The sequence below is a fragment of the Lacticaseibacillus pantheris DSM 15945 = JCM 12539 = NBRC 106106 genome (assembly GCF_001591865.1).
Classification (GTDB): Bacteria; Bacillota; Bacilli; order Lactobacillales; family Lactobacillaceae; genus Lacticaseibacillus; species Lacticaseibacillus pantheris.
This window is the reverse complement of sequence record NZ_BCVS01000098.1, coordinates 1-9,125: the sequence shown is the minus strand read 5'-3', so window position 1 is coordinate 9,125 and position 9,125 is coordinate 1. Positions and strand designations below refer to the sequence as shown.

9 protein-coding genes are annotated in these 9,125 nt (G+C 53.6%); all 9 read left to right on the top strand.

Annotation, left to right across the window (positions count from 1 at the left end):
• The first annotated feature begins 139 nt into the window (after nucleotides 1-139).
• The 9 genes from greA to nagA all read left to right on the top strand — a co-directional run bounded on the left by greA (nucleotide 140) and on the right by nagA (nucleotide 8,924).
• Entirely contained in the window at nucleotides 140-616 is a 477-nt protein-coding gene (greA, locus tag LPA02S_RS09395; RefSeq protein WP_054650889.1) for a transcription elongation factor GreA, read from the top strand.
• 37 nt (nucleotides 617-653) lie between these two features.
• Nucleotides 654-2,213, top strand: coding sequence for a UDP-N-acetylmuramoyl-L-alanyl-D-glutamate--2,6-diaminopimelate ligase (locus tag LPA02S_RS09390; protein ID WP_056956208.1), 1,560 nt, complete (start codon nucleotides 654-656; stop codon nucleotides 2,211-2,213).
• A 375-nt stretch (nucleotides 2,214-2,588) separates the two neighbouring features.
• The gene (locus LPA02S_RS09385; RefSeq protein WP_162204108.1) at nucleotides 2,589-3,326 is read left to right on the top strand and encodes a GntR family transcriptional regulator; all 738 of its coding nucleotides are present in this window, start codon (nucleotides 2,589-2,591) and stop codon (nucleotides 3,324-3,326) included.
• 21 nt (nucleotides 3,327-3,347) lie between these two features.
• The gene (locus LPA02S_RS09380; RefSeq protein ID WP_054650893.1) at nucleotides 3,348-4,523 is read left to right on the top strand and encodes an AgaS family sugar isomerase; all 1,176 of its coding nucleotides are present in this window, start codon (nucleotides 3,348-3,350) and stop codon (nucleotides 4,521-4,523) included.
• A 420-nt stretch (nucleotides 4,524-4,943) separates the two neighbouring features.
• Entirely contained in the window at nucleotides 4,944-5,441 is a 498-nt protein-coding gene (locus tag LPA02S_RS09375) for a PTS sugar transporter subunit IIB (protein ID WP_056956207.1), read from the top strand.
• On the top strand, nucleotides 5,441-6,358 hold the full coding sequence (locus LPA02S_RS09370) for a PTS mannose/fructose/sorbose/N-acetylgalactosamine transporter subunit IIC (protein ID WP_054650895.1): 918 nt from the start codon (nucleotides 5,441-5,443) through the stop codon (nucleotides 6,356-6,358). Before LPA02S_RS09375 ends, LPA02S_RS09370 begins: the two co-directional genes overlap by 1 nt.
• Nucleotides 6,345-7,157: a PTS system mannose/fructose/sorbose family transporter subunit IID gene (locus LPA02S_RS09365; protein ID WP_054650897.1), complete on the top strand. Its 813-nt coding sequence runs from the start codon at nucleotides 6,345-6,347 to the stop codon at nucleotides 7,155-7,157. The genes LPA02S_RS09370 and LPA02S_RS09365 overlap by 14 nt, the downstream gene beginning before the upstream one ends.
• 39 nt (nucleotides 7,158-7,196) lie before the next feature.
• Entirely contained in the window at nucleotides 7,197-7,589 is a 393-nt protein-coding gene (locus LPA02S_RS09360) for a PTS sugar transporter subunit IIA (RefSeq protein ID WP_054650899.1), read from the top strand.
• Nucleotides 7,590-7,766: 177 nt separating this feature from the next.
• Complete coding sequence (nagA, locus tag LPA02S_RS09355; RefSeq protein ID WP_056956206.1) at nucleotides 7,767-8,924, top strand: N-acetylglucosamine-6-phosphate deacetylase; 1,158 nt, start codon at nucleotides 7,767-7,769, stop codon at nucleotides 8,922-8,924.
• Nucleotides 8,925-9,125: the final 201 nt, after the last annotated feature.

The following is a 9,125-nucleotide window of genomic DNA, read 5'->3' as shown; positions in this document are numbered from 1 at the left end:
CCCCACGGCACCCCCACCGGCCAGAACCGCCACTCGAAACCACAACCCACGGGAACATTAAGATTTGCTAGTAAGGACTTGCCACCAGTCGTAGCTTGTTGCACAATCGACGTACTAATAAGGGAAAGGTAGATACAGAATGGACTACTTCGACATTACGCCGAATGGAATGCACCACCTACACACAGAAATTGAACGGCTCAAGGCGGCCCGCCCCGCACTGATTGCGCGCGTTGCGGCAGCTGCCGCTTTGGGTGACCGCTCCGAGAACGCCGAGTACACCGAATCAAAGCGCGAGCTGCGCCACCTGGAAAGCCAGATGCGCTACATGGATAAGCAAACTCGTTACGGCGAGGTCGTCACACCCGTGGACGATGATGAAGCTACTTTGGGCAAGACCGTCGAGCTATTGTTTGACGATGATGAGGAACCGGAAACTTACCAGCTTGTTGGCCCCGCCGAGGCTGACTTTGCTCCAAACAACCTTACCAGTGCATCCCCCCTGGGACAGGCCATCCTACACCACCACGTCGGGGATAGTTGCACGGTCGCTGCGCCCAATGGTGAATACGTTGTCAAACTTGTAGCGGTGCGGTTAACTCCGGGTATGCTATAATCTAGACAAACTTGTCTCGAATAGATAGGAGAAGACTATGGCAATTTCACTAACAGCATGTATTTTGCTATTGAAAGAACATCACCTGCTCAAAAGTAGTGCGGTCCAAAGTGACGTGAATGTTGAAATGACGGGCATTTCCTATGATTCGCGCAAAGTGGAAGGGCCGACCCTGTTCTTCTGTAAGGGTGATAAATTCCGTCCTATCTACCTATCAATGGCGAAGGATAGCGGTGCTACTACTTACGTTGCGGAAAAACCCTACGTTGAGGGTAACGGTCTGAACGCCCTGATTGTGGTAAATATCACGAAGGCCATGGCCATCCTTAGTGCGGCGTTCTACGACTTCCCGCAGGACGATCTAGAAGTGATTGCCTATACGGGCACCAAGGGCAAGACCACCGCGGCCTACTTTACCCGTGGCATCTTGGAGGCGGCACACCCGCATCACGTTGCGCTGTTCTCCACCATTGACCGGATTGTCGGACCGAACCCAGACCAGCGGTTTAAGTCCGATTTGTCCACGCCGGAGAGTATGGACCTGTTTCACGATATGCGTGAGGCAGTTAACAACGGCATGACGCACCTGGTTATGGAGGTTTCCAGCCAGGCGTACCTGCGCAACCGTGTGTTTGGTTTGACCTACGATATCGGGTTCTTCCTGAACATTACGCCCAACCATATCGGCCCGAGTGAGCACCCCAACTTTGCTAACTACCTGCACAACAAGGTGCAACTGCTAGTTAACTCACGGCGCGTGGTCATTAACGCGGAAACTGATCACTTCGATGCGGTTTACGCGGCCGCCCGGACCACGACCTACGCGGACAGTATTTACCTGTTTGCCAGCACCGACTTCCAGCCGCAGGATCCCGACCTACCCATTGATTTCCGCTACGAACAGGTGGAAGCCGACCTGGAAATCAGCAAATTTAGGTTGGTGCCGGTGACTGATAAAGCCGTGGAGCTCAATATTGGCGGTCAGTACCAGCTGGGCCTGGTGGGTGACTTCAACGTTAGCAACGCAACCGCGGCCATCATTGGCGCGGGGCTGACCGGTATTGACGCAACCAAAGCCGCGGCGGGAATCGCCAACGTGGCGGTACCTGGCCGGATGGAGTCCGTCACTGTACCGAACCACGGGCACGTCTTTGTTGATGACGCCCATAGTTATGCGAGCCTGCATACGCTGCTGGGGTACATGCACAGTGAGTACCAACCGGCGCGTTTACGGGTGGTATTGGGTGCGCCAGGCGGCAAAGGGGTCGACTTACGCGCTGACTTTGCCCGGGCGCTCAACGAACACGCCACCGACGTTTACCTGACTACGGATGACCCTGAATTTGAGGATCCGGCCGCAATTGTGGACCAGGTTGACGAGCAGATTGACCACGACCGCGTTGTGGTCCACAAAGTGCTCGATCGGCGTGCGGCCATCCACGCGGCCATCGCCGACAGTCAACCTAACGATATCGTGCTGATTACCGGCAAAGGTGAGGAGGCGTCACAGCGCGTGCGCGGCGTTGATGCGGAATGGCCTAGTGACATTGTGGTTACCAACCAGGAAGCAGCCAAGTTGGGTCAAAGTAACGCGTAATTGAATAGCATTGTTGATGTGGAGCCGTTACGTTAATGCGTAATGGCTCCTTTTCTATGTGCATAAGCTGACCTTACCCCGCGAAAGGATGCCGGGCTAGACCAATAAGAGACGTGTAAAACGTTTACATATCAAAATCTTAGAATCCGTGTCAGCTTAGCTAACCAAGATGATGGCAATTCAATATTGGCAACGGTATGGTGAGTCTAGTTAATAAAGAGTTTTTTAATACACAATAATTGTGACGGATATTGCGGTATATACCAATGGCTAATGTTGCCGCTGGTACCAACCAATTTATTGAAAGCGTTTGACAACGGTATTGCTAGCGGTTACAATCTTACTGGTTGGTACCAATATTTGGAGGTGGTGTCGGTGACGCTAAGTGAACAACCGTTACATGAGCAGTTAGTACAGGCACTACAAAAACAGATTAGGACGCGCATGTCGCCCCATGAGCGGCTTCCTGGTGAACGCGAAATCGCCGATCAGTACCGGGTTAGCCGTAATACCGTACGCTCGGCGCTTTCCAAGCTGGAGATGATGGGGCTGGTTTACCGCCGACGCGGACGGGGCACGTTCGTGGCGAACGATACCAGCGAGTCGACCGACTTGGCGGGGATGTATAGTTTCACCGAGGAAATGACGGCTTTGGGTCGGCATCCGCGTTCGGAAATTGTTTACCTCCACGAGCAACCAGCTACCGAGTACTTAAGCGAGCACCTTGGCGTTGACGTGGGCACGCCGACGTACAAGATGAAACGGGTGCGGCTGGCTGATGGCGTGCCACTCATGGTGGAACGGACGTTCATGCCGGCTGACCGGTTCCCGCGGTTATCCGCCGCGGAAATCGAGCGCACCAGCCTCTACGCCACTTTGCGTGACCGCTACGGCTCGCCGGTAATTAATGCGTCTGAGTCCTTTTATGCCAGCTTGATGCCGGACAAAGACGCGGAGTTACTCGGGGTACCATTGGGTTCACCCAGCCTCAACATCAAACGGACATCAATTAGCCTCAATCGTGAGGTGATTGAGTACACGCTGAGCGTTGGGCGCGCCGATCAATTTGTTTACACCGTTCGTCACCACCCGGTGCGGACGCAAAATAATTAGTAATATTCGAGGAGGAGCAGCATGTTTGGCAAGTCAACAGAAGAATTAACCCAGTTAGGTGCACAGATTACCACTAAGGAAATCAAGCAGCAGCCAGATTTATGGCAGGAAGCCCTGGCTAACTACCAGCAACAGGCAGACCAGGTAGCCGCATTTCTGGACAAAGTGGTGACGGCTGCGAACGGCCAGTTGGTCCGCGTCATCTTCACGGGTGCGGGTACCAGTGCGTATACCGGTGATACGGTCACGCCATACCTCAATGCCCACGGCGACCGGGCGCATTTCCGTTTTGAGTCCATCGCCACCACGGATATCGTGTCCGCACCGTACGATTTCCTTGAAGCAGACACGCCCACCGTACTGGTTTCCTTTGCTCGTAGTGGTAACTCGCCTGAGTCAGTTCAGGCCGTGGCTCTAGCCGAGCAGATTGTGACCAACCTGCACCAGCTCACCATTACCTGTGCTCCCGACGGCAACCTTGCACAGCACGCTGAGGGCGAGGCTAAGAACTTGGTCCTCCTGCAGCCGGCCGGTTCGAACGATAAGGGCTTTGCCATGACTGGTAGCTTCTCCTGCATGGCCCTAACGGCTTTGCTGGTATTCGACCAGGCGGACGCAGCCACAAAGGCCGGCTACGTCGATACCATCACCAAGATGGGCCGGGAAGTGGTTGAACGCGAAGACTTCATCCAGAACCTGGTTGATGAGGATTTCGACCGGATTGCTTACCTTGGTTCCGGCAGTCTCGGGGGGCTAACGCGTGAGGCCCAGCTCAAAGTGTTGGAGCTGACGGCGGGTAAACTGGCCACCATCTTTGATACCTCGATGGGCTTCCGTCACGGACCAAAGTCGTTCGTTAACGACCACACCCTGGTGTTCGACTTCCTGAGCAACAATGCGTACACACGGCAGTACGATGTGGACGTCATGGAAGAAATTAAGGGTGACGAAATCGCCAAGCGGGTCGTTGCTATCGGTACGAGTCAGGACAACGACTTTTCCGGTGACAGCTTCATCTTTGCTAACGGCGACCCACAGCTGCCCGAAGCCTACCAGGCGCTGCCAGACGTCATGTTTGCGCAGACGCTAGCACTACTCAGCTCCGTTAAGATTGGCAACAAGCCCGACACGCCATCCCCAACAGGGACCGTTAACCGCGTGGTCAAGGGCGTGATCATTCACGATTACACCAAGTAGTAGGTAGATTCAGATCCGTTAAGGAGGTGAGGCCCCCAATGGCAACGTTGCTCGTAATGGCTACGACGAACTACACGCACCTACGCTAGTGCAGAATATTTTGTTAAGACCCTTGATGCGCCACAAGGTGCTGGTACGGGTTAGGTACAAATGTTTATGCCATTGTTCGTCCTGCACCAGAGTCGGTGCTGATTAGTAGTTGACTAGTATTCATTACGGTAACGTTGCCTAGGGCGTCAGATTGATTAACGGCAAAATGTGTGGTGACACCGGAACCGTCATCGCGCGCGGCAGCCAAACGCTTCAGACTGGTGCTTGTATCTGGGTAGTAGCAGTTAATTAAAGGCGTATGGCGGGGAGCATTGGTGGGTTCCGCAAAGTTGTTTGGCACGGTTTCAGCAGTAGAGGAGGAGGAACTTCATGGCAATTATTGCAACGCGGATTGATGGCCGTTTGGTACACGGCCAAGTCGCTAACCTATGGACGACCAAGTTACAGGCTACCCGCATCATGGTGGTTGATGATAAGGTCTCCCAGAGTCAGATTGAGAAGAGTGGTTTACGGATGGCTACCCCAGCGGGTGTGCGCCTGTCCGTCCTGGACGTCGACACGGCAGCAGATCACATCTTGAACCACAAGTATGATTCACAGCGAGTATTCATCGTGGCAAAGGGCCCCGCGCCATTGTTAGCTTTGATTAACAAAGGTGTGGGTATCGACAGCATCAACATTGGTAACATGTCCCAGACCGATGATACTAAACACATTACTAAGTCAATTAACGTTTTGGACAGTGACGTAGCTGATTTCAAGGAACTACAGTCCAAGGGCGTTAAGTTGACCGCACAGATGGTTCCAGGTGATGAGTCGCAAGACTTTATGAGCCTGCTCAAGAAAGGGTTAGGAGGAGAAGCATAATGGCAATAGCTTGGTGGCAGATTGCACTATTAACTTTATATGCGGGGTACCAAATCCTCGATGAATTGCAGATCTATTCCTCACTGAGTGCGCCCGTTTTTGCCGGTCTCTTTGCTGGTATTGTGATGGGTGACATGAAGGCCGGTTTGATTATCGGTGGTTCCATGCAGCTGACCGTGCTGGGTGTTGGTACCTTCGGTGGTGCGTCCAAGATTGACGCCAACTCCGGTACCATCCTGGCAACCGCGTTCTCGATTAGCACGGGGATGAAGCCAGAAGCAGCCGTTGCCGCGCTGGCCGTGCCCGTTGCCAGTCTGATGATTGAAACTGACATCTTGGCCCGGTTCACCAACACCTTCTTTGCCCACCGGATCGACAAGAAGGTCGACGAGATGGACTACAAAGGGATTGAGCGTTACTTCCTGGCCGGTGCCCTGCCATGGGCGCTGTCCCGTATGATTCCCGTTGGCTTGGCCCTCACGTTTGGTGGTGGCCTGGTTACCAAAGTTGTTGCCGTCCTGAACGGCAGTTGGAAGTGGCTGGGTGATGGTCTGACCGTTGCCGGTGCCATCCTGCCAGCCGTTGGGTTTGCTATCCTGCTCCGGTACCTGCCGGTTAAGAAGCACTTCCCATACCTGATTTTGGGCTTCATCATCACCACCCTGTTCACCGTTACCTTCACCGACATTCAGACGCTGGGTACTGGTCTGGCTACCGCAACCAAGGCGTTCACTACGTCCTTCAACGGTCTGTCCATGCTGGCAATTGCGCTGATTGGTTTCGCTCTGGCAGCTATCAGCTACAAGCAGAGTGCAGCCAACAATAATGGTGGTGGCAGTAGCGACGGTGGTACTAAGGCAGCCGTCAAGCAAGACAGTTCTGCAGACGAGGGGGAGATCACTGATGACGAACTCTAATTACAAATTAACTGACAAAGACTTCAAGCAAATCAACCGTCGTAGCCTCTTCGGCTTCCAGCTGGGTTGGAACTACGAACGGATGCAGGGCTCTGGGTACCTGTACACCATTCTGCCGCAGTTGCGGAAGATTTATGGTGATGACACACCAGAACTCAAGAAGATGATGAAGACCCACACCCAGTTCTTCAACACGTCCAACTTCTTCAACACCATCATTACTGGTATTGACCTGGCCGTCGAAGAAAAAGAGGGTATTAAGGGTGAAGAAACCGTTACCGGTCTGAAGACTGGTTTAATGGGCTCCTTCGCCGCCATCGGGGACTCAATTTTCGCCGCGTTGATTCCGGCCATCTTTGGTGCCATTGCGGCCAACATGGCCAGCAAGGGTAACCCGACCGGTATCCTCATCTGGGTGATTGCGCAGATGGCAGTCAACGTATTCCGTTGGAAGCAACTGCGGATTGCGTACCGTCAAGGTGTGTCCCTGGTTACCAACATGCAGAGCCAGTTGTCAGCTTTGACTGATGCTGCTACTCTGATGGGTGTGTTCATGGTTGGGGCCCTGGTGGCCACGATGATCAACGTCAAGATCGCTTGGGCACCAAAGATTGGGTCGGTGCCACTGGACCTGCAAAACAACCTGGACATGATCTTGCCCAAGCTGTTACCAGCCGTTATTGTTGGTGCCATCTACTGGCTGCTGGGTAAGAAACACATGACCTCAACGCGGGCAATCTTCATCGTGCTGATTGTGTCCGTTGTACTCTCCGCACTTGGTGTGATTGCCAAGGGCTAATGCACGACTTTGATTGAAGGATAGGAAAGGTGAATTTTCATGACCAAATTAATCTTGATTAGCCACGGCAGTTTCTGCGTGGAGTTAAAGAAGAGCGCGGAACTCATCATGGGTCCGCAAGACGACATTTTGGCGGTACCACTGTTGCCGAACGAGGGCCCAGAAGACTTCCAGAAGAAGTTTAACGATACGATTGCCGGTCTGGACGATTTTACCGTGCTGGCTGACCTGATGGGCGGTACTCCGGCCAACGTGGTCTCCCGCATGATTATGGAAGGCCAGAACATTGACCTGTACGCCGGGATGAACCTGCCCATGGTCATCAGCTTCATCAACGGGGCGATGATCGACATGGCGCCAAACTTGGTTGATGATGGCAAAGCCGGTGTGGTCCACATCAACGACGTAATTGCCGGCACTACCGGTAACTAATCAAGGCAGCCCCGGGTCGATGACTACGGGGTTTTGCTATGAGTCGGGGTTAACTAGGTTAATTGGTACCAACCAGTTGTGGTCTAGACCACAGCGTGATACACTGGATGGTGTAAAACGCTAGTAAGCGCTAGCAGTTGGCTGGTGTCGACAAAACGAGGATAGGAGAATTATTTCATGAGCTACTATATTCACGCTGCAAAATTCTTTTTGAAGAACACGACCGAAAACGGTGGTTACCTTGAGGTGACTGATGACGGTAAGTTTGGGGAATTCATTCCGACTGACCACCCAGCACCAAAGGGCAAGGTTGTTGATTACGACGGCCAATGGATTGCTCCAGGTTTGGTCGACACCCACATTCATGGTTTGCTGGATCATGACGTAATGGACAACGACTGGGAAGGCCTGAACGAAATGTCCGAGGGTCTGCTGCGGACTGGGGTTACTTCCTGGTTGCCAACGACGCTGACGGCCAGCTTTGAACAGTTGAACGACGTCTGCAAGACCATCGGGGACCACGCCGGCTCCGAAACGGGCGCTAAGATTCAGGGTATCCACTTTGAAGGCCCATTCTTCACGACGGAACACAAAGGTGCGCAGAACCCGAAGTACTTCCGCGACCCATCCATTGATGAATTTAAGCAGTGGCAGGAAAGCGCCAAGGGCATGTTACAGAAGATTGCCTTGGCACCAGAACGCGATGGTGCGGTTAAGTTCACTGAATACGTTAGCAGCACGGGCAAAGTAGTTTCGCTGGGCCACTCCAGTGCCACCTTTGAACAGGCACGTGACTGTGTTGAGGCTGGGGCAACGTCCTTCACCCACACGTTCAACGGGATGAGTGGTTTGACGCACCGCGAACCGGGGATGGTTGGCGCCGCAATGTTCATGAACGTGGTCGACGATGAACTAATCTGTGACGGTCACCACATCCGTCCAGAAGTGGCGACCTCCTTGATTCGTGAGAAGACGCCAGAGCACGTTGCTTTGATTACGGACTGCATGCGTGCGGGCTTGATGCCAGACGGCGACTACGTTCTGGGTGAATTCCCCGTTACGGTCGGCGAGGGTACTGCCCGCCTGAAGAGTGACAACCACCTGGCTGGTTCGATTCTCCAGTTGAAGGACGCCATCAAGAACGTGGTTGACTGGAACGGCGCAACGCCTGAAGAAGCCGTTATGATGGCTTCGTACACGGCCGCTAAGTCCAGCCGCATCAACGACAAGTGTGGGAGCATTCTGCCAGGGCGCGACGCCGACTTCTTGGTGCTGAACCCAGACATGACGCTGTCCGAGACCTACCTGAACGGGGAATCCCGGTACCAGGCATAATCTCCTGTACCATTACTAAACCACTACGTAGCCGTAACTCTTCGGAGTTGCGGCTTTTGTGTGGTTGGGCGAATCCGACAATTTGTGGTCACGAACACGCGGGCGGGGTTTGGGGTTGCGGCTTACGTGTCCTACGCCGTGATTGCTACACCCGCACGCTCCGGCCGTTCCGGCCTCTCGCGATTCTTTGAGCCCGAAAAA